Source organism: Nonomuraea endophytica, assembly GCF_014203235.1.
Lineage (GTDB): Bacteria > Actinomycetota > Actinomycetes > Streptosporangiales > Streptosporangiaceae > Nonomuraea > Nonomuraea endophytica.
The window spans coordinates 449,973-468,741 of the sequence record NZ_JACHIN010000001.1; the positions used below are offsets into that span (position 1 = coordinate 449,973).

The following is an 18,769-nucleotide window of genomic DNA, read 5'->3' on the forward strand; positions in this document are numbered from 1 at the left end:
GAAGCCCAGGTGTGGATTCAGCGTGATCAGTGGAAGAAGTGCCTGGTCCCGGTGAAGTAGAGGGTGATGCCGGCCTTCTCGGCGGCGGCGATGACCTCCTCGTCGCGGACCGACCCGCCCGGCTCCACGACCGCCTTCACCCCGGCCTCGATCAGCACCTGCAGCCCGTCGGCGAACGGGAAGAACGCGTCGGATGCCGCCACCGAACCGGCGGCCCGCTCGCCCGCCCGCGTCACCGCGAGACGGCAGGAGTCGACCCGGTTGACCTGGCCCATGCCCACGCCGACCGTGGCGCGGTCACTGGCCAGCAGGATCGCGTTCGACTTGACCGAACGGCTCGCCCGCCACGCGAACTCCAGGTCGGCCAGCACCTCCGGCGAAGCCGCAGCACCCGCCTTGAGCTCCCACCGCACCGCCGCGTCGCCGGGCGCGTCGACCCGGTCGACCTGCTGCACCAGCAGCCCGCCGTCGATGCGCCGGAACTCCGTCGGGTTCGCCGGGCCCCGCGGGCAGACCAGCAGCCGCAGGTTCTTCTTCTTCGTCAGTACGGCCAGCGCGTCATCGGCGAACGCCGGAGCCACCACGACCTCGGTGAACACCTCGGCGATCTGCCCGGCCAGCTCAGCCGTGACCTCGCCGTTGACCGCGATCACGCCGCCATAGGCGGAGACCGGGTCGCAGGCGTGCGCCTTGCGGTGCGCCTCGGCCACGTCGGCGCCGGTGGCGATGCCGCACGGGTTCTGGTGCTTGATGATCGCCACGCAGGGCTCGGTGAAGTCCCAGGCGGCGCGCCAGGCGGCGTCGGCGTCCAGGTAGTTGTTGTAGGACATCTCCTTGCCGTGGAGCTGCTCGGCGTCGGCCAGGCCGCCCTCGCCCTCGGTGTAGAGCTTGGCCTGCTGGTGCGGGTTCTCGCCGTAGCGCAGCACCGCCTTGCGCTCCCACGTCGCGCCCAGGAACCCGCCGTCACCGGCGTAGACCTCGGCGAACCAGGTCGCCACCGCCACGTCGTACGCGGCGGTGTGCGCGTACGCGGCGCCGGCCAGGCTCCTGCGCTGCTCCAGCGTGAACCCGCCTTCCTCCAAGGCCGCGTGGATCCCCGAGTACCCGGTCGGGTCGACGACGACCGCGCAGGTGGCGTGGTTCTTCGCGGCGCCGCGGATCATCGCGGGGCCGCCGATGTCGATCTGCTCCACGCACTCCTCCGGAGAGGCGCCCGAGGCCACCGTCTGCCGGAACGGATACAGGTTGACCACGACCAACTGGAACGGGTCGATCTCCAGCTCATCGAGCTGGGCCACGTGGTGCGGCTTGGTGAGGTCGGCCAGCAGGCCCGCGTGGACGCGCGGGTGCAGGGTCTTGACCCGGCCGTCGAGGCACTCGGGGAAGCCGGTCAGCTGCTCCACCTTGGTGACCGGGATGCCGGCCGCGGCTATGGCGGCAGCAGTACCCCCGGTGGAGACGATCTCGACGCCGGCGGCGTCGAGAGCCCGCGCGAGCTCCTCAAGCCCCGACTTGTCGTATACCGCGATCAGCGCCCGCCTGATTGCGATGCGTCGCCCAAGGCCTCCTTCGTCGGCCTTGAACGACCGTGTGCTGTGTTGATCTGTTCCCTCGCTGCGCTCAGTCACGCGCCCCTCCAATGATCACTGTCCGCCCGTGGACGGTCCAGCCTTCTCGGGCCATGCGGCCCACGATGTCGACGAGCAGCTCACGCTCGACGGTCTTGATGCGCTCGTGCAACGTCGCCTCGTCATCGCTGTCGAGGACCTTCACGGTCTCCTGCGCGACGATCGGGCCGGTGTCGACGCCCGCGTCGGCCAGCATCACCGTGCAGCCGGTGACCCTGACGCCGTGGGCGAGCGCGTCACGCACCCCGTGCGCGCCGGGGAACGACGGCAGCAGCGCGGGGTGGGTGTTGAGCACGGGGTACGCCTCCAGCGTGGGGGCGCCGAGGATCTTCATGAAGCCGGCCGAGACCACCAGGTCCGGTTTGTACTCCGCGATGCGCGCCGCGAGCGCCTCATCCCATACGGCCCGCGTGGGATGATCGCGCAGCTTCTCCACGAACGTCGGGACCTGTGCGCGTTCCGCCCTGGCGAGACCCTCGATGCCGTCCCGGTCCGCACCCACCGCCACCACACACGCTCCGTACGCCGGGTCGGCGGAAGCGTCCAGCAAGGCCTGTAGGTTGGTTCCAGAGCCGGAAACGAGGACGACGAGCCGCCCAGCCTTAGACACGCGCACTCCAAATTGGAAGCCGGGATGGGCTGACAGCGTATCTGCTCACTCGCCCGGCGACGCAGAGGAGGTCAGGTGTCGACACCTGTTCAGGCGCCGGCAGGCCAGCAGCCCGCGGAATCCGCGGGACGCCGCGCGATCTGGTTGTCCATCGCAGCGCTGGCCATGACGTTCATGCTGCCCCTCGCCGGGCTGGTGATGGCCGTCTTCGCCATGATGACGGGGATACGGGCGCTGCCGCTGCTACGCGCCTCCAAGAAGCCCACCGGGACCGCGACCGGCGGCATCGCCGTCTCCACCGTGGCCCTCGTGCTGTCGGCCATCGCGACCGCGTTGCAGCTGTACCTGATGGACGAGTACTCGGCCTACCAGGAGTGCATGAAGGGGGCTGGGACGGTGGCGTCGCAGGGCGAGTGCTACACCCAGTTCCGGTCCGCCACGGAGAAGAAGCTCCCACCCGAGGTCCTCCGCATCCTCAACACCGTCCAACCCTGACCCCCTCCACCCGGATTCCGGCCCTCCGGCGCTGCCCCAAGCCCGCGAGGGCCCCAGCACCCGCGGCCACCCGGACTCCAGCCTCCGACACCCCAACCACCCGGGCTCCTCAGCGGCCTCCGGGGCTCCTGCACGACGGCCATCGGGTGCTCCAAGCCCCGGCAGGCAAGCGCCGAGGGTGTCCGCTCTGCGGCGCATCCCACGAGCACCGGCCGCCTCCGAGCCTCTGGCCCCAGGGCGTTGCGTGTGGGTGCTCCGGGCCATCTTGCGCGTGCCCAGAGGCGCAAGCACCCTGGCGGGCTTGTCCCCTCGGGGTGTGACCCCAAGGGGTTGGCCGGGTAGTTGGGCCTGGTGTTCAGGGACCCTTAGTCGCGGTCCCAGGCGTAAGGGTCGATGTAGATGACGTGGCCGCCCCGGTCGTCGGACTCGTCGATGATGTCGCGGCGCGGCGGGCGGTCGGGTTCGCGGCGGAGGTGGGGGGCGGTGTCGGCCCCGGCCGCCGACGCGTGCTCGTCCTGCCAGTCGTCGCGGATCACCGGGATGGCCTGCGTGTCCGCCTCGGTGGCGTCCATCCAGTGCCCAGGCAGCGGGCGCGCGTCGGCTTCCGCCAGGCCGACCTTGCTGGCGGCCTTGGCGAGTACGGCACCGGCCTTGCGCACCGGCGTGGCCGCCCTGTCCAGCGGCTTGCGTGCCTTTCGGTTCAGCAGCAGCCAGTTGGCCACCCCGGCGGAGATGCCGGCGGCGACCCCGACCTCCAGGCAGACCGAGAGCGCGACCTCCCAAGGCGACGGCCCGACGGCGGCCAGCCGCCCACCCCGCAGCGGCCCGCCGGACAACGCCGCCAGCAACCCCGCCACCAGCCCGGTGCTCACCCCGGAGAAGAACCCCCACAGCGGAGCCACCTCATACGACGGCGACGGCGCGATCCGCGCCACCAGAACCCCGGCCACCGCCCCGGCCGCGAACGGCAGCGCGATCACCGCCATCATCGGCGCCGGCACGGGCCCGCTGTCGGGCAACGCCCCGAGCAGCGGCAAACTGGGCACCATCCCGAGTTGCACCCCGGTGGGCGCGACGAGGGTACCCGTGCCGAAAGCGAACCCCGGCCCGGCGATGTACGACATCGCCCACACCACGGCGTTGGGCAGATAAAGCCCCTGAACGAGCAGCAGCAGCGCCCCGCCCACGAACCCGGTCGACAGTTGCCCGGACAGCGCCCTGACATCGCCGAAGTTCAGGGCGACGGCCACGACCACGAGCACCAGCCCACCGGCCAGCATGATCGCGGTGGCGACGGCCGTACCCACGGTGACAGCGCGCACCCGCTCGGGCAGCAGCCGCAACATCGACCGCCACGGCCCGATCGTCCGCGCGGTGGCCAGCGCCCCCACGACGAAGGCCAGCAGGAAGTGCGACAGCAGCGCCTCGCCGATGTAGGGCTGGGTGATGTCGTTGCGCGCGACCAGCGCGATCAACCCCGCCAGCAGCGCGTACGGCGCCGCCAGCGAGACCCCCGCCTGCGCCACCAGGATCAGCTGGGCCCGGCGACGGGCGTTGGCCTTCTCCTTGGGCGAGTTCTTGGGCAGCCGGGCAGGCAGCCGCAACCGCAGGTCGGCGTCCCTGGCCATCCACCGCCCGGCCTTGTACAACAGGAAGGCGGGCAGCACGAGCAACCCCAGCGGCAGCAGCCCGACCCGCCCACCGGGAATCGCGAACCCGGCGTGGTGCGCGGCCAGCCAGAGCTGCGCCGCCGTGCGGAACACCCCCGGCAACCCCTGCCCCAACGCCCCGCGGGGCGCCGCCATCCAGCCGATGAGCGTGAGGGTGGTGAGGACCGCCAGCCCGACGCCCAACGTGCAGGCGGCGGCCAGCATGCCCGACACCGGCAGCGGCCGCCTGGACTCATCGTCGTCGCCAGTGACCCCGGGGATCTTGCCGAGGACGGCGCGGGGAGCCGTCCGTAGCTGGTCGAGTAGCGCCGTCACGGGAACCTATTTTCCTCAACTTTGACGCCTACACCCCCATCGCCGCGCCGTCCCGACTGGTATTAGTCCCCTTTACGCCTTCCAACCAGCAAGATCTGGACGGGGTGGGCGGGGCCGTACACCTGAGAAAGCCGGAACCCCCGCGCGCCGGGAAGGGCGACACGGGGGCTCGGCGAAAAACGGTGGAGCTCAGCGGGCCTGCATGATCTCCCGCATCAGCCGGGCGGTCTCGGACGGCGTCTTGCCGACCCGGACGCCGACCTTCTCCAGGGCTTCCTTCTTGGCCTGCGCCGTTCCGGCCGAACCGGAGACGATGGCGCCGGCGTGGCCCATGGTCTTGCCCTCCGGCGCGGTGAAGCCGGCCACGTAGGCGACGACGGGCTTGGTGACGTGCTGCTCGATGTAGGCGGCGGCCCGCTCCTCGGCGTCGCCGCCGATCTCACCGATCATCACGACCGCGTCGGTGCCCGGGTCGTCCTGGAACGCCTGGAGCGCGTCGATGTGCGTGGTGCCGATGACCGGGTCGCCGCCGATGCCGACCGCGGTGGAGAAACCGAAGTCGCGCAGCTCGTACATGAGCTGGTAGGTGAGCGTGCCGGACTTCGACACCAGGCCGATGCGGCCCTGGGGCGTGATGTCGGCGGGGATGATGCCGGCGTTGGAGGCGCCGGGCGAGGCGATGCCGGGGCAGTTCGGACCGATGATGCGGGTCTTGTTGCCCTTTTCGACGGCGTAGGCCCAGAACTCGGTGGAGTCGTGAACCGGGACGCCCTCGGTGATGACCACGCAGAGCGGGATCTCGGCGTCGATGGCCTCCTTGACCGCGTCCTTGGTGAACGCCGGGGGCACGAAGACGACCGACACGTCGGCGCGGGTGGCCTCCATGGCCTCCTTGACCGTGCCGAAGACGGGCAGGTCGAGGTGGGTGGTGCCGGCCTTGCGGGCGTTGACGCCGCCCACGACGCGGGCGCCGGAGGCGAGCATGCGCTTGGCGTGCTTGGTGCCCTCACCGCCGGTCATGCCCTGGACGATGATCTTGCTGTTCTCGGTCAGCCAGATTGCCATTACGCACCTACCGCAGCGAGCTGGGCGGCGCGCTTGGCCGCGTCGTCCATGGTGTCAACCAGCTCGACGCCCTTGAGCTTGGCGTCGTGCAGAATCTGCCGTCCGAGGGCGGCGTTGTTGCCGTCGAGGCGGACCACCAGCGGGTGGGTCACGGCCTCGCCGCGCTCCTCCAGGAGCTTGAACGCCGCGACGATGCCGTTGGCCACGGCGTCGCAGGCGGTGATGCCGCCGAAGACGTTCACGAAGATCGACTTCACCGCCGGGTCGGAGAGGATGATCTCCAGGCCGGAGGCCATGACCTCGGCGGAGGCGCCGCCGCCGATGTCGAGGAAGTTGGCGGGCGACGGCTTGCCGGCGAAGGCCTCGCCGGCGTAGGCGACCACGTCGAGCGTGGACATGACCAGGCCGGCGCCGTTGCCGATGATGCCGACGTTGCCGTCGAGCTTGACGTAGTTGAGGTCCTTCTCCTTGGCCTTCGCCTCAAGAGGGTCCTCGGCCGCCTTGTCGGCGAACTTCTCGTGGTCCTTCTGGCGGAACTCGGCGTTGTCGTCGAGCGTGACCTTGCCGTCGAGCGCCTTCACCTGGCCGTCAGCCGACAGGATCATCGGGTTGACCTCGACCAGCGTGGCGTCCTCGTCGACGAAGCAGCACCAGAGCTTCTCGATGAGCTCGGCGGCGCCGTCCAGCGACTTCTCCGGCAGGCCGCCGGCGACGGCGATCTCGCGCGCCGTGGCGCGGTCGATGCCCTTGATGGCCGAGACGGGCACCTTGGCGACCTTCTCGGGGGTGCTGTGGGCGACCTCTTCGATGTCCATGCCGCCCGCGGCCGAGCAGATGGCAAGGAACGTCCGGTTGGCACGGTCGAGCAGGAAGGAGAAGTAATACTCCTCCGCGATCGCGCTGGCCTCCTCCACAAGCACCTTGTGGACCGTGTGGCCCTTGATGTCCATGCCCAGGATGGCGGTGGCCTTCTCCACGGCGTCGGCGGCGTCGTCGGCCACCTTGACACCGCCGGCCTTGCCGCGCCCACCGGTCTTAACCTGGGCCTTGACCACGACACGGCCGGTCAGCTGTTCAGCCGCCGCGCGTGCCTCCTCCACGGTGTGGGCGACGATGCCGCGCGGCACCGGGATGCCGTAGTCCGCGAAGAGCTCCTTCGCCTGATGTTCGAACAGGTCCACGAGGGTCCGTCCTTGCTATTCCGACTGAGTGTTCGACGGCCCGGGCCACCCCGTGCGTGCCGGGCGTTTTCCGCCAACGAAGCCTAGCCCCAAGCTTGACCTGCCCAGGTCATCGGGTCACGCGAATCCCGTGATGTGACGGTGATCTCACCCCGCGATGATGCCCTGGCATATGTCAATAAGGGGGCATAAATGAGGCGATTGATCGCCGTTGCCGCGGCGGCCGCCGCGATGGTCGTGGCTTCTCCGGCCTTCGCCCAGGTCAAACCGGTGGACGCGCTCAAGAAGCAGTTCGTCGCCGGTCAGGGCGTAAGGGTGAAGGAGACCACGCGTACCTGGATCGACAAGGAGGCCTACGTCGGCGCCGTGCGCGAGGCCGTCGTGGCGTTCGGGCCGAAGGGCGTCACGGGCGCCGAGGGCGACCGCACCCCGGTGCTGACGGCGGCGCTCAAGAAGGAACTCGCGGCCCAGAAGAAGAAGTACCCGGAGATGGCCGACGCGGTCGACCTGGTGACCGAGCGCACGTACATGGTCAGCACGGGCAGGCACTACTACATCCACGGCGGACTCTTCTCCCGGCTGCTGCCCGACGACAAGTTCTGGGTACGCGGCGACGGCGACCCGTCCTTCGCGGTCATGGGCGACCAGTTGATCAACGTTCTCGAGCCGGCCACGCTCAAGCACCTGCTGGCCACCGGCAAGCACACCGGCCCGCGCTACCGAGGCTCGCTCACCTTCGCCCAGTTGCACAAGGTCTCGCCGTCCTTCCGCACGCTGATGCCCGGAATCTCGTACGGCGAGATCGGCAAGTCGCGCATCTCGTGGCGGCTGACGCTCGGCGAGGGACAGCTCCCCCAGCGGCTGGCGATCGACTGGACGATGCCGCTGACCAAGAAGACGACCATCAGGGGCACGACCGAGACCAGGTACTCCGACTGGGGCGCCGACATCTCCGTCAAGACGCCGACCGCCGAGTCGGTCATCAGCATCGATGACCTGGTCAAGGAGATCCTGAAGCCGCCGACGCCGATCGACAAGAACTACGTCGCGGTGCCGCCGAGCGACGACGGCACGGTGCAGTAGGGGCTCATGGGGCCGGAGTTCTGCATGGATTCTGCATAGAAACTCCCATAACAGATGGGTTTAAGGAGACCGTGCCGTGATCTCCGATTGCCAGGCTTCGGCCCCATGAAGCGCATCTTCGCCGGCGTCGCCCTCACCGTGGCCGCCGCAGCCCTCACCGCCGCCCCCGCTCAGGCGGCAGCGCCCAAGGACCCCGTTGTGGCGCTTAAGAAGCAGTTCGTCGCGGGAACCGGTGTGAAGTTCGTCGACCGCACCATCCTCGCCGACCGGGGCCAGCGCCAGATCTTCATGCGCCGCACCGGCACCTTCGCCTTCTCCAAGGCCGGCCTCGCCGCCTCGGACATCACGGGCAAGTTCAACTTCAAGCAGTCCGACCTGCCCGAGGACGCCCCCGACCTGCTCAAGGGCCTCTTCGCGGCGGAGCGGACCATCCGCATCGGCACCACGTCGTACATCTCCGGCGGCATGTTCGGGACCCTGCTTCCCGAGGACAAGACGTGGATCAAGTTCCCCAAGGGCCCGACCGGCGGCCTCACCGGCCTCTACGGCCAGATCGTCAACATCACCGAGCCGAACACGCTGAAGACCCTGCTCAAGAGCGGCAAGGCGATCAAGGGTGGCTACGCGGGCGCCATCACGGTCGGGCAGCTCAACAAGGTCTCCGCCTGGTACCGGGCCTCGCTCTTCGACAAGCCCACCAAGAAGCAGCAGAAGGCCGTCATCAGTTGGAAGCTGCAGCTTGACGGCAAGGGCCTGCCGCAGCGCCTGGTCACCACGTACTCGCCGGTCGCGATCGGCATGGACGCCGACGGCAAGGAGACGCTGAGCGTCGACACCCGTTACACCGGCTGGGGCTCCAAGGTCACGATCACGGCGCCGCCCGCCGACGACGTCACCACCGAGTTCAAGGACGGCACCAGCGAGATCCCCGACGGCCTCACCCTCCCCAACGGCGACGTCGTCGCCAAGTAACCGCTCCGCAGTTTTCTCTTAGTTACGGCAGTTTTCCTAGTTACGGCGGGCCGCATCCAGCGCGCCCGCCGTAGCTTTTGTCGTCACAGCAGCTTCTCGCCGTCACGGCAATTTCTCGCCGTCACGGCAACTTCTCGCCGCTACGGCGGTTTCTCGCCGTCACGGCGGTTTCTCGCCGCTACGGCGGTTTCTTGCCGTTACAGCGGTTTCAGCTCTTACGGCGGTTTCAGCTGTTACGGCGGTGCCGCGCCCACCACGCCCCGCCGTACCCACGTCCGGCCTCCAGCGCCGCCCGGCAGTCTCACGTGGTTCTCGCCGTGACGCCGCCCCCTTGGCCGGCCGACGGCGTTCACGCCAGGCGGGTGTCCCGGATCCGGGCCCATTCCAGCGAGTGCCTGATCCCCTCGGCGACCGAGTGTTCGGCCGTCCAGCCCAGGAGTTCCCCGGCCAGCGTGCTGCGGGTGTAGGCGCCGGCCACGTCCCCGGGCCTGGCGGTGGTCTCGACCACCTCGACCGGCCGGTCCACGACCGCGTTGAAGGCGTCGACCAGTTCCCGCACGGTCGTGCCGTCCCCCGTCCCCAGGTTGATCACGTGGGCCCGCGAGATGACCGTGTCGAAGCGCCTGAGCGCGGCCACGTGTGCGGTGGCCAGGTCCCAGACGTGGATGTAGTCGCGGATGCCGGAGCCGTCGCGCGTCGGCCAGCCGGTGCCGGTGATCTGGAACGGCTCCCCCAGCTCGTACGCCTCGATCATCTTGCCCAGTGCGTGGCTCGGGCGGCGTAGCTGGAGGCCGGTGCGCATTTTGGGGTCGGCGCCGATCGGGTTGAAGTAGCGCAGCGACAGCACGTCGATCGGCTGTGTGGCCGCGATGTCGGCGAACATCGCCTCGCAGTGCGCCTTGGTGCGGGCATAGGGGCTCTGCGGGTCGAGGCCGGACTGCTCGTCCACGGTGAAGTCGTCGCCGGCCTGGTAGATCGAGGCGGACGAGCTGAAGATCAGGCGGCGGCAGCCGTTCCTGAGCAGGTGGTCGACGAAGTCGAGGCTCTTGGCGACGTTGGCGCGGTAGTAGCCGACCGGGTCGGCCACCGAGTCGGGCACCACGATCAGCGCGGCGCAGTGGACGACCGCCTCGATGTCCGGATGGTCGGTGAAGATCCGGTCGATCAGGGCACCGTCGGCGATGTCGCCCTCGTAGAAGTCCCGCCCCTCGGCGAACTCCCTGCGACCGGTCACCAGGTTGTCCAGGATGACCGGGGCGATGCCCGCGTCCTGGCACGCCGAGGCGATCGTGCTGCCGATGTAGCCTGCTCCACCGCTGATGAGTACTCGCACAGCCCGCACCCTACCCACCGCGGCCCAAGCCCCACGCCAAAAGCCGTTGCAAGATCGTTACCCGGATCGGACGCACCAACCACACCCGTCACTTGTCTTACTTCTGGAACGCACCACCCTCTTTGTCCCCGGAGTACCCAAGTGAGATTGTTCGTCGCCGTCGCGCTGGCATGCGGCCTGCTGGCCGTACCCTCTGTCGCGCACGCGAAGCCCGCCGCGGCCGTCACCCCCGCCGCTGCGAAAAAGCTGGATATCGCCGACATCACCCCGATGGGGCAGGACAAGGAGAAGGTCGGCGTCGGCTTCCCCATCATCGTGACGTTCGACCGCGACGTGCAGGACAAGGCGGCGGTCGAGGCGCTGCTGCAGGTCCAGTCGGAGCGGCCCGTGGACGGCGCCTGGCGCTGGGTGTCGGCGCGCAAGGTCATCTACCGCACCAAGTTCTACTGGAAGCCGCACCAGAAGGTCACGTTCACCGCCCAGCTCAGCAAGCTGCCCGGCAACGAGTCCGTCAAGGACGTCACCCAGCGCTTCGCCGTGGGCCCCGCCAACATCTCCGTCGTCGACACCCGCAAGCACGTCATGCGCGTCACCCGCGACGGCAAGCTCGCCAAGAAGATCCCGATCAGCGCGGGCAAGGGCGGCCTGGTCAAGAACGGCGTCGACGTCTACCTGACCACCAGCGGCATCCACCTCGCCATGAACAAGAAGCCCGTCGAGACCATGACCTCCTCGTGGCTCGGCGTCACCGACCCCAAGGACCCCCGCTACTACAAGGAGGAGATCCCCTGGGCGGTGCGGATCTCCGACAGCGGCGAGTACGTCCACCAGAGCGCCGGCTACTACCACTTCCTCGGCCGCAGCAACCAGAGCCACGGCTGCGTACGCGCCACCCCCGCGGGCGCCAAGTGGTTCTACGGCATCGCCCAGCGCGGCGACGTCATCAAGATCACCGGCACGAAGCGCAAGCTCGACTGGAACAACGGCTGGAGCTACTGGCAGCTCAACTGGACCGAGTGGAAAAAGGGCAGCGCCCTCCCCCGTTGAGATGCTGGGGCGACCTCAGCCGTCGAGCTCCTTGAACGGCACGCTGACGGGAAAGGGCCGCTCGAGTTCCAGAACGCCTTCATGGGTCTCGGCCAAGCGGTACGTACGGCTTGGCCAGTCCAGGCGGTACTCCCGGATGGAACGCACGTAGAACTCGTCATCCAGATACACCACGAGGTAGATCGGGATGCCTTCGTGAGCGTACTCGGCGAGTTTGTCGACGGTGTCGGTGTATCCGGATCCCGGGGAAACGACCTCGACAACCAGCTCGGCGTCCGTGGTCGCGACCTTGCCACCTCGTTCGATGCACCCGTATACAAGGACGTCGGGGCGACGGAAAGACAGCTTTCCGTCCAACCGGCGGCGTTTGACGAAGTACATGTCGATGTCAGTGGAAACCCATTGACAGGGCTCCTCGGGTTTCGCGGCCTCCAGCGCATTGGCCAGCCGCCGACACACGTCGCTGTGCTCCGGTGTGCCGCTCTGGCAGAAGATCACGTTCCCGTCGATCACTTCGATGAGCTTGCGCACCTGATCGGGGAGTGTGTCGTACCGGTCTTCTGTCAGGGTGAGCGTCTGGGGATCCGACGCCCACTCGGGCAGGCCGTTCATCATTGTCTCCGACACCACTCCATCGTAGGCAGATCCTACTAGGGTCGTCGCGGTTCCGCATCGAGTGGCGGGGACCAGAGGCCGGTGGCGGTGCCGGCCTCGACGTGACGCTCGTAGACGACGACCTTGTCGTGGATCACCGCCAGGCAGGCGCGCAGCTCGTCGATCTTGGCCTCGACCTGGCGTTCGTGCTCACGCAGGAGCGCCAGGCGGTCGGGCTCGTTGCCGGGGCCTTCCTTGACCAGGTCGGCGAAGCGTTTGACGGTGGCGATCGGCATGCCGGACTCGCGCAGCCGGTTGCACAGCAGGAGCCAGTCGACGTCGGGCCGCTCGTAGGCGCGCTGGCCTCCTTGTGTGCGTGGGATGTCGCGCAGGAAGAGGCCCTCGCGCTCGAAGAAGCGCAGCGCGTGCACGCTCAGGCCGGTGGCCTGTGACACGTCACCGATCGACAGGGACATCAGGAACCCTTCCTTGACCTAGAGCGCACTCTAGATTCTAGCCTCCTCGGCATGACGACATTCGGGGCATGGAGCACGGCCGACGAGGTGCTCAACGGGGTGGACCTGCGGGGTTCCAACGCGCTGGTGACCGGCGGGTACTCGGGGCTGGGGCTGGAGATCACCCGGGCGTTGAGCCGGGCGGGGGCGCGGGTGATCGTGCCCGCCCGGCGGACCGAGGTGGCCGGGCGGGCGCTGCTCGGGATCGATCGGGTGGATGTTCTTCCGCTTGATCTGGCGGATCTGGGGAGTGTACGGGGGTTCTCCCTGCCGGTGGCGACGCTCGACATCGTGATCGCCAACGCGGGCATCATGGCCTGGCCGGAGACCCGGGTCGGGGATGGGTGGGAGGCGCACTTCGCGATCAACCACCTCGGGCACTTCGCGCTGGTCAACCATCTGCGGTCGGCGTTGGTGCCGGGGGTTACGCGGGTGGTTTCGGTGACCTCGTCCGGGCATTTCCTCTCCGACATGCGGTGGGACGATCCGCACTTCCACTACGGGTATGACCACTGGCTGGCCTATGCGCAGTCGAAGACGGCCAACGCCCTGTTCGCCGTGCACCTGGACCGGCTGGGGATCCAGGCGCATGCCGTACATCCGGGGAGTATTCTCACGCCACTCCAGCGGCGTATCCCGCACGAGGAGCAGGTGGCGCAGGGGTGGATCACGGCCGACGGGCGGCCGGCTGAGGGGTTCAAGACGCCCGCCCAGGGGGCGGCGACCGCCACGTGGGCGGCCACCTCGCCCGCGCTCGACGGGCTCGGCGGTGCCTACTGCCAGGACTGCTCGGTCGCCGCGCCCGCGACCACGGACGACATGCTCGTCGGCGGGGTCAAGCCGTGGGCTGTTGACCCGGTGAGCGCGGCGCGGCTCTGGGAGCTCTCCGCCAAGCTGACCGGCATGGACGCCTTTCGCTGAGGGAAAGTCTGTTGAGCGCCGTTGATCGTGATGGTCGTGGTGCGCCGGGGCCGCACGAGGTCGAGGATCGCGAGGCCGAGTTCCGTTCTGGGCACGCTTCAGCCCGGTCTTGTCCAGGGATCTCGCTTGCCGTTGGTGTTCTTCACGGACCGCGTGGTCCCGGCCTTCTTCTCCAATTATGAAATGTGGCAGCTTGGAAGCGATGCCGTATCAAAGCACGGTTGAGCAGTTCGCCAATGGAAGGCATTTGAGCTCGGGGCGCACATCGTCGCGCCGCCACCTCTAAAATCATGATCTCGTCGAAGGCGTCGAAGGCATTGTCGATCAATTCCGCGAGGCACTTCCCCTCCTAGATCTCCGAGGCGCCGCAGCCCCGGATAAGCCCCCGGAGCCTGAATGCCGACCTTCCACGACCTGGCTTCCTGGGTTGGAGCCCAGCGAGTCATCCGCGCCAATCGCACGGCGATTGCCGACTGGCAGATCCCCGAGAGCCAGAAGCTGACACTCATCAGCACCGGCATCCCCATCGTCGATCAGCTCATTGAGCACGTCGACTTCCAGCCCGAGCCCCATCCCACGCTGACGACGACTTCCGAACCGCTCTACAGGCTCACCCGCAACCACCACGGCGACATCAAACCGGGTCTGACCTGGTCCTTCGGAACCCAGCCAAACACCGGCATCGTCTATTACGTTCTGCCGGGCGGCGATGCCTGGTTCGCCAACTCCACCATCGATCTCTGGCTGCGCACCCTGCACCATTACGGCCGGCACGTCAGTCAATCGCCCATCCTCAACGACCCCGACGAACACGAAGACGAGGCCCTGACCGAACTCCAGCGCCTCGCCGACGAACTCAAGGCGATCGACCCACCCGCCTTCGACAGCTACCAAGGATTCATCTGGGCAGAATTCCTCGATCGCTGGCTCTGGTAACCACACCAGCTGCGCCGCGCTCAAGGAATCCGAGACGCCAACCTGAACGCTTCAAACCCTGGCTGATCGCAATCACCGCCCGCGACTATTTCGCCGCCCGGATGGACCCGCGACACCCCGAACCTTCGGTGACTTCTACCTGCTGCCCAGTTGCCTGGTTACCGCGTCGAGGGTCGGCCCGGGTGCACCATCGTGCAGCAAGCGGAGGAATTCTTCCCCGAATCGCCTCCCATCCGGGAACTGGTCGCCGAGCTCCCAGCGCCACGCTGCGACCATCGCGAGGACGAGCTGCCGGCAGTCGTCCAGCAGCTCTTGGTCGACGTTCGGGTAGTGCTCGCAGACCTCTTCGGGAGCGTGCGCGAGGTCGAACTCGACGGGGCCCCGGCAGCACGTCTCCAGGTCGATGAACAACGGGCCGTTCTTGGTGCTGAGCACATTGCCTGGATGCGGCTCGCCGTGCAGCAACTGCTCAACGGCGCCGCGGTCCTCGATCGCCCGGCGCAGGCTTGCCAACCTGCCGCTGAGGAACACACGGTCCGCGTCGGCGAGCTCCGGCGAGCGATCCGGGTTGGCGACGACGTCTTCCGCCTCCGTGACCCGGTCCATGAAGCTCGGGCTCGGCACGTCGACCTTGCGCATGCCGGCGTGCAGCCGCTCCAGCGCCTCGGCGTAGTCGGCTGGTGAGACGTGAGGTGTCGCGGGCTCGTAGAAGGTCCACAGCGTCACTACGAAGCCGTCGCGCGTGTGCACCCTCGGTTCCACCCGGGGCTCCAGGAGGCCCACCGGGGATCCGAGCTCGGCGAGCCGTTGGGCGAGTTCGACTTCAAACTGTGCGACCTCTTGTCCCACAGGCGCGACCCGGGCAAGAACGTCGCACGGCGTCAACCGCAGTGTGAGCTTGTTCGAGTTGTGGAGAATGGTCGCGTCGTCGGTTGCTAGGCCGAGCGATTCAGCTATCGAAGTGGCAGCCGCGATCGCACGCGTGATGTCGGACATCTCCATCGGCGCTCTCCTCAATTCCGCTTCGATTGCCGTGCCGTGGGTGGCGAGTTCGTCAATCGACGCGGCTAATGTCAGCGAACACCCGACCATAGCCCTACAGGCCGGACACCTAGCGCGCCGCGCCCGGCCCACACCCGGGGGTCCGGGGCCCCCGGCAAGGGGGCGTGGGGGAGCTAGGCTCCCCACACAAACCAGCCCAAGCCCCTCAGGCGCGCAGCGCTCCCATGGCGAGGACGATGCCCTTAGAGCTTTTCGAGGGGTGCGTACGCCAGCAGCAGCGTCTTCTCCCCTCCACTCCCGAAGTCGATCTTGACCTTGGTGCGCTCGGCCACCCCGTCCACCGACACCACGGTGCCCAGGCCGAACGCGTCGTGCGTCACCCGGTCCCCCGGCGTCAGGTTAGGGACCGCGCGGGAGGTCTTCTTGGCCGGTGCCGGGGTCGGGTCGCGGCGGACGGCGGCGGTCCTGGCGGACTTCTCCGGGTCGGTACGCCAGTCGAGCAGCGCCGCCGGTACCTCGTTGACGAAGCGGGAGGCGGGGTTGAAGGACGGGGCGCCCCATGAGCTGCGTACGGCCGCGCGCGTGATGTACAGGCGCTGCTGCGCCCGCGTGATGCCCACGTACGCCAGGCGGCGTTCCTCCTCCAGTTCCTTGGGCTCGCCCAGGGACCTGATGTGCGGGAAGACGCCGTCCTCCATGGCCGTCAGGAAGACCACCGGGAACTCCAGGCCCTTGGCGGTGTGCAGGGTCATCAGCGTGACCACGCCCTGGCCGCCGTCGGCCTCGGGGATCTGGTCGGCGTCGGCGACCAGCGACACCTGCTCCAGGAACTCCACCAGCGTGCCCTCCGGGTTGGCCTCCTCGAACTCCTGGGCCACCGAGATGAGCTCGTTGAGGTTTTCCAGCCGGGACTCGTCCTGCGGGTCCTCGGACGCCTCCAGCTCCGCGCGGTAGCCGGTGGCGACCAGGATCTCCTCGGCCAGCGCGGACGGCGGCACGCCCTCGGCCTTGGCGATCAGCTCTTCCAGCATGGCCACGAACTCGCGCACCGCGTTCAGGGAGCGGGTGGCCATGCCGTAGGCCTCCTCGGCGCGGCGCAGCGCGTCCCAGAACGTGATGTTCTCCCGCGAGGAGAGCGCCTCGACCATCGCCTCGGCGCGGTCGCCGATGCCGCGTTTGGGGACGTTGAGGATGCGCCGCATCGACACCACGTCGGCCGGGTTGGCCAGCACGCGCAGGTACGCGAGCAGGTCCTTGACCTCTTTGCGCTCGTAGAAGCGCACCCCCCCGACCACCTTGTACGGCAGGCCGGTCCTGATGAAGATCTCCTCGAACACCCGGGACGCGGCGTTGGTCCGGTAGAAGACGGCCACGTCGCCGGGCTTGACGTCTTCCTCGTCGGAGAGCCGGTCGACCTCCTGGGCGACGAACATGGCCTCGTCGTGCTCGTTGTCGGCGACGTACCCCACGATCTTGGGACCGTCACCCTGGTCGGACCAGAGGTTCTTCGGCTTGCGGCCCTCGTTGCGGGAGATGACCGCGTTGGCGGCGGCCAGGATGTTCTGGGTGGAGCGGTAGTTCTGCTCCAGCAGGATCGTGCGGGCGTCGGGATAGTCGCGCTCGAACTCCAGGATGTTGCGGATCGTCGCGCCACGGAAGGCGTAGATCGACTGGTCGGCGTCACCGACCACGCACAGCTCCGACATGTCGGACCCGGTGCGGACCAGCTCGCCGTCGGCCGTCTTCAGCTCGGGGTGGCCGACCAGCTCCCTGATCAGGATGTACTGGGCGTGGTTGGTGTCCTGGTACTCGTCGACCATGACGTGCCGGAAGCGCATCCGGTAGTGCTCGGCCACCTCGGGGAAGAGCTGGAAGAGCGTCACCGTGTTCATGATGATGTCGTCGAAGTCCATGGCGCCGGCCTCGGTCAGCTTGAGCTGGTAGGCCTTGTACGCCTGGGCGAGCGTCTTCTCCAGGTGGTTGCTCGCCCGGTCGATCGCGGTTTCGTAGTCGATGAGCTCGTTTTTGTAGTTGCTCACCTGGGCCGAGAAGCCGCGCGGCGGGTAGCGCTTCGGGTCGAGGTCCATCTCCCGGCAGACCATCGCCATCAGCCGCTGCGAGTCGGCCTGGTCGTAGATCGAGAAGCTCGACGGGAAGCCCAGCCGCTTGGCCTCCTTGCGCAGGATGCGCATGCAGGCGCTGTGGAAGGTCATCACCCACATGACCTTGGAGCGGGGGCCGATGAGCTTGTCGATGCGCTCCTTCATCTCTCGGGCGGCCTTGTTGGTGAAGGTGATCGCGAGGATCTCGCCCGGGTGGACCTTGCGCTCGGCCAGCAGGTAGGCGATGCGGTGCGTCAGCACCCTCGTCTTCCCCGATCCCGCGCCCGCGACGATGAGCAGCGGGCTGCCGTGATGGATCACGGCCTCGCGCTGCTGCGGGTTGAGGCCGTCGAGCAGTGGGTGGTCTAGAGAGACTTGGGTCGGCACGCCCCTAGGTTAGGACGCCCCACCGACAATCGTGACTCGGAATGCCGACTGGGGCCCTCTGGTTGTGCCCAAGGAGAGATCGGAAAGGGGATGCCATGCTGGCGGAGAACGAGGTCAACAGGGTGCTGGTGGTCACCGCACACCCGGACGACGCGGATTTCGGCGCGGCCGGAACTGTGGCGCTCATGGTCGATCGGGGCGTCGAGGTCACCTACCTGCTCGTCACCGACGGCGACGCGGGCGGCAACGAGCGCACCCAGGACAACGCCGGCATGGCCGAACTGCGCCGCTCCGAGCAGACGGCCGCCGCCAAGGCGGTGGGCGTGACCGACGTGCGCTTCCTCGGTTACTCCGACGGCAGCGTCGTGCCGTCCCTGGAGCTGCGGCGCGACATCGCCCGGGTGATCCGGCAGGTACGCCCGGACCTGGTCATCACCCACCATCCTGACCGCAACTACCAGTTCATCGCGCCGAGCCACCCGGACCACCGCGCGGTCGGCGGGGCCGCGCTGGACGCCGTCTACCCCGACGCGCGCAACCCCTACGCCTTCCCGGAGCTGCTGCGCGACGAGGGCCTGACGGAGTGGACGGTGCGCGAGGTGTGGCTCAACGGCGGCTCCACCCCGAACCACTGGGTCGACATCACCGACGCCCTCGACCGCAAGGTGGCCGCGCTGCTGTCCCATGTGAGCCAGGTGTCGCATCGGGAGGGGTTCGAGGCTTTTGTCCGCGACCGCTTCCTCCAAAACGGCGCCACCGCCGGCCTCCCCACCGGCCGCGCCGCCGAGCCGTTCCAGATCGTCTCTACCGCCTAAAAGCCTTCCATCCTTTACGGCGCAGCCACCCCCACCCCCACCCACCGCACATGGCTGAGGGCCTCCAGGGGGACGCTTCTGACCCCGCACGGGGCCGG

At 68.3% G+C, this 18,769-nt stretch carries 17 protein-coding genes; 7 read left to right on the plus strand and 10 right to left on the minus strand.

Features of this window, described 5'->3' with window-relative positions; genetic code table 11:
* Positions 1–26: 26 nt before the first annotated feature.
* Together purH and purN are read right to left on the minus strand one after the other, a co-directional pair.
* Entirely contained in the window at positions 27–1,550 is a 1,524-nt protein-coding gene (gene purH / locus HNR40_RS02030; RefSeq protein ID WP_184959371.1) for a bifunctional phosphoribosylaminoimidazolecarboxamide formyltransferase/IMP cyclohydrolase, read from the minus strand.
* A gap of 70 nt (positions 1,551–1,620) precedes the next feature.
* A complete protein-coding gene (gene purN / locus HNR40_RS02035; RefSeq protein ID WP_312896151.1) occupies positions 1,621–2,238 on the minus strand; it encodes a phosphoribosylglycinamide formyltransferase in 618 nt (205 codons plus the stop codon).
* A 75-nt stretch (positions 2,239–2,313) separates the two neighbouring features.
* On the opposite strand from purN, the gene HNR40_RS02040 reads away from it, so the two are divergent.
* Complete coding sequence (locus HNR40_RS02040; protein WP_184957935.1) at positions 2,314–2,733, plus strand: hypothetical protein; 420 nt, start codon at positions 2,314–2,316, stop codon at positions 2,731–2,733.
* Between the two features lie 365 nt (positions 2,734–3,098).
* Here the strand turns inward: HNR40_RS02040 and HNR40_RS02045 are convergent, their stop codons facing one another.
* From HNR40_RS02045 to sucC, 3 genes are all read right to left on the minus strand, one after another.
* A complete protein-coding gene (locus HNR40_RS02045; protein ID WP_184957936.1) occupies positions 3,099–4,718 on the minus strand; it encodes a cell division protein PerM in 1,620 nt (539 codons plus the stop codon).
* Positions 4,719–4,907: 189 nt separating this feature from the next.
* Positions 4,908–5,783, minus strand: coding sequence for a succinate--CoA ligase subunit alpha (gene sucD, locus HNR40_RS02050; RefSeq protein ID WP_184957937.1), 876 nt, complete (start codon positions 5,781–5,783; stop codon positions 4,908–4,910).
* Positions 5,783–6,964, minus strand: coding sequence for an ADP-forming succinate--CoA ligase subunit beta (sucC, locus tag HNR40_RS02055; protein ID WP_184957938.1), 1,182 nt, complete (start codon positions 6,962–6,964; stop codon positions 5,783–5,785). Before sucC ends, sucD begins: the two co-directional genes overlap by 1 nt.
* Positions 6,965–7,156: 192 nt before the next feature.
* Here sucC and HNR40_RS02060 point away from each other — a divergent pair, with 192 nt between their 5' ends.
* On the plus strand, positions 7,157–8,047 hold the full coding sequence (locus HNR40_RS02060; protein ID WP_184957939.1) for a hypothetical protein: 891 nt from the start codon (positions 7,157–7,159) through the stop codon (positions 8,045–8,047).
* A 105-nt stretch (positions 8,048–8,152) separates the two neighbouring features.
* Positions 8,153–9,019: a hypothetical protein gene (locus HNR40_RS02065; protein WP_184957940.1), complete on the plus strand. Its 867-nt coding sequence runs from the start codon at positions 8,153–8,155 to the stop codon at positions 9,017–9,019.
* Between the two features lie 349 nt (positions 9,020–9,368).
* Here HNR40_RS02065 and galE read toward each other — a convergent pair whose 3' ends face one another.
* A complete protein-coding gene (galE, locus tag HNR40_RS02070; RefSeq protein WP_184957941.1) occupies positions 9,369–10,352 on the minus strand; it encodes a UDP-glucose 4-epimerase GalE in 984 nt (327 codons plus the stop codon).
* A gap of 141 nt (positions 10,353–10,493) precedes the next feature.
* Between galE and HNR40_RS02075 the strand changes: the two genes are divergently transcribed.
* The gene (locus tag HNR40_RS02075) at positions 10,494–11,399 is read left to right on the plus strand and encodes a L,D-transpeptidase (RefSeq protein ID WP_184957942.1); all 906 of its coding nucleotides are present in this window, start codon (positions 10,494–10,496) and stop codon (positions 11,397–11,399) included.
* A gap of 15 nt (positions 11,400–11,414) precedes the next feature.
* Here the strand turns inward: HNR40_RS02075 and HNR40_RS02080 are convergent, their stop codons facing one another.
* Together HNR40_RS02080 and HNR40_RS02085 are read right to left on the minus strand one after the other, a co-directional pair.
* The gene (locus HNR40_RS02080; protein ID WP_312896152.1) at positions 11,415–12,026 is read right to left on the minus strand and encodes a Uma2 family endonuclease; all 612 of its coding nucleotides are present in this window, start codon (positions 12,024–12,026) and stop codon (positions 11,415–11,417) included.
* Between the two features lie 23 nt (positions 12,027–12,049).
* On the minus strand, positions 12,050–12,469 hold the full coding sequence (locus HNR40_RS02085; RefSeq protein WP_184957943.1) for a MerR family transcriptional regulator: 420 nt from the start codon (positions 12,467–12,469) through the stop codon (positions 12,050–12,052).
* Between the two features lie 51 nt (positions 12,470–12,520).
* Between HNR40_RS02085 and HNR40_RS02090 the strand changes: the two genes are divergently transcribed.
* Complete coding sequence (locus HNR40_RS02090) at positions 12,521–13,429, plus strand: oxidoreductase (RefSeq protein ID WP_184957944.1); 909 nt, start codon at positions 12,521–12,523, stop codon at positions 13,427–13,429.
* Positions 13,430–13,825: 396 nt separating this feature from the next.
* Entirely contained in the window at positions 13,826–14,365 is a 540-nt protein-coding gene (locus HNR40_RS02095; protein ID WP_184957945.1) for an SUKH-4 family immunity protein, read from the plus strand.
* A gap of 135 nt (positions 14,366–14,500) precedes the next feature.
* On the opposite strand, the gene HNR40_RS02100 is transcribed toward HNR40_RS02095, so the two are convergent.
* On the minus strand, positions 14,501–15,367 hold the full coding sequence (locus HNR40_RS02100; RefSeq protein ID WP_184957946.1) for a phosphotransferase family protein: 867 nt from the start codon (positions 15,365–15,367) through the stop codon (positions 14,501–14,503).
* A 242-nt stretch (positions 15,368–15,609) separates the two neighbouring features.
* The gene (gene pcrA, locus HNR40_RS02105) at positions 15,610–17,826 is read right to left on the minus strand and encodes a DNA helicase PcrA (RefSeq protein WP_184959377.1); all 2,217 of its coding nucleotides are present in this window, start codon (positions 17,824–17,826) and stop codon (positions 15,610–15,612) included.
* A 125-nt stretch (positions 17,827–17,951) separates the two neighbouring features.
* Between pcrA and HNR40_RS02110 the strand changes: the two genes are divergently transcribed.
* Positions 17,952–18,671, plus strand: coding sequence for a PIG-L deacetylase family protein (locus HNR40_RS02110; protein WP_184957947.1), 720 nt, complete (start codon positions 17,952–17,954; stop codon positions 18,669–18,671).
* Positions 18,672–18,769 lie beyond the last annotated feature (98 nt).